The organism is Mesorhizobium sp. M7A.F.Ca.CA.004.04.2.1 (genome assembly GCF_004022825.1).
GTDB lineage: Bacteria > Pseudomonadota > Alphaproteobacteria > Rhizobiales > Rhizobiaceae > Mesorhizobium.
Map to the genome: position 1 here is coordinate 1 of NZ_RZPH01001197.1, position 1,646 is coordinate 1,646.

The 1,646-nt window shown below is 63.2% G+C and carries 2 protein-coding genes and 1 pseudogene; all 3 read right to left on the minus strand.

The window, feature by feature from the left end:
* The coding region (locus EN893_RS32920) for a sulfurtransferase (protein ID WP_164901345.1) at window positions 1-500 on the minus strand (500 nt) is incomplete at its 3' end.
* A gap of 39 nt (window positions 501-539) precedes the next feature.
* The gene (locus EN893_RS32925; protein WP_127270595.1) at window positions 540-1,283 is read right to left on the minus strand and encodes an alanyl-tRNA editing protein; all 744 of its coding nucleotides are present in this window, start codon (window positions 1,281-1,283) and stop codon (window positions 540-542) included.
* Window positions 1,283-1,646: pseudogene (locus tag EN893_RS32930) on the minus strand (pyridoxal-phosphate dependent enzyme); the annotation flags it as partial. The gene EN893_RS32925 and the pseudogene EN893_RS32930, both read right to left, overlap by 1 nt.

Below are 1,646 nucleotides of genomic sequence, written 5' to 3' on the forward strand. Positions count from 1 at the left end.
GTGTCGACGATCCCGCGCATGTCGGCGAGGCTGGCGACGCGCCCGGCGTCGAAATCGGCATGAAACACGCTTGGCGCGATCTTGGTCGGTTCGGCCGTCACCGGCCTGCCGGCGGCTTTCCAGCCATCGAAGCCGCCCTCCAGAATATAGGTCTGAAAGACGCCCATCACCCGGAACATCCACCACGCCCGGGGTGCGGAGAAGAAACCCGGCCCGTCGTAGACGACGATGGTGTCATCGGCCGAAACGCCCATGGCGCCGACATACTGGGCAAAATGCTGCGGCGACGGCAAGGTATGCGGCAGGGGCGAATCCGGGTCCGAAACGGCATCCTGATCGAGAAAACGTGCGCCCGGGATATGGGCCGACTCATACTCGCCGCGCGCATCGCGCCTCTGCGCCGGGAGATACCAGGATGCGTCGATGATCGTCAGGCCCGGCTCGCCGAGACGTTGCTGCAGCCAGTCTGCGTCGACGGTGAAGGGGCTGTCCTCGGCCATTTTGTTCTCCTGCTCGCTTTTTGGCGATCACTGTCCTGTTCAGTTTGCCGGCATCGGCCCAAAGCGGATGCGGAAGCGCCGGTTCTCGCGGCCCTTCTTCTCGATCTTGCCGATGTGGATTTCGCCGACTTCGGCGGTGCTTTTCACATGGGTGCCGCCGCAGGGCTGGCTGTCCACCGAAGCGTTGTCGCCGATACAAACCAGGCGGATCTTGCCTGTGCCCACCGGCGGCCGAACGTTCTTGGATTTCACCAGGCCGGGATTGGCGGCCAGGTCTTCGTCACTGATCAGCCTGACAAAGATCGGATGATCGGCCCGCACCAGGTCCATCAGCCCGGCGGTGACGTCCTCCTTGGTGAAGCCGGCATCCGGAGCGTCGAAGTCGACACGGCTGTCGTCCTCGGAAACCGAGGCACCGGTGATCGGGAACGGGCAGACGACGGTGAGCAGATGGCAAGCCGCGTGCATGCGCATCAGGAGATGCCGCCGCTCCCAGTCGATCGCCAGCCTCAGCGCCTCGCCTGGCTGCGGAACCGCCTGCTCCGGCGCCGGCACGTGTATGATCTCGTCCTTGGTCTCACCGGTGAGGGTGGCGGCAATGACGATACGGCTGCCGTCGCCGCGTTCGAGATACCCGGTATCGCCCGGTTGGCCGCCTGAAGTGGCGTAGAAGATGGTCCGGTCGAGGATGATACCGCCGCGATCGTTGACGGCAACGACCGTTGCGTCCGCCGTCCGCAGATAGGCATCGTCGCGAAACAGGGCGTCCGTCCTGTTTGCCATCACGCGACCTTTTCGAACGGCACCGGAATTGTGCTCTTCAGTTCCATCCAGCCTGGCACCGGCAGCTGCTTTTCGCGCAGGAATTCCGGGTTGAACAGTTTTGATTGATAGCGCGTGCCATAATCACAAAGAATGGTCACGATGGTGTGGCCGGGACCTAATTCCCTGCCCAGACGGATCGCGCCGGCTATGTTGATGCCGGTCGAGCCGCCGACGCAAAGGCCCTCTTCCTGGATCAGGTCGAAGACGATCGGCAGCGCATCCTCATCGGGGATCTGGAATGAAAAATCCGGCGTGAACCCTTCGAGATTGGCGGTGATGCGCCCCTGCCCGATGCCTTCGGTGATCGAGCTGCCTTCGGAC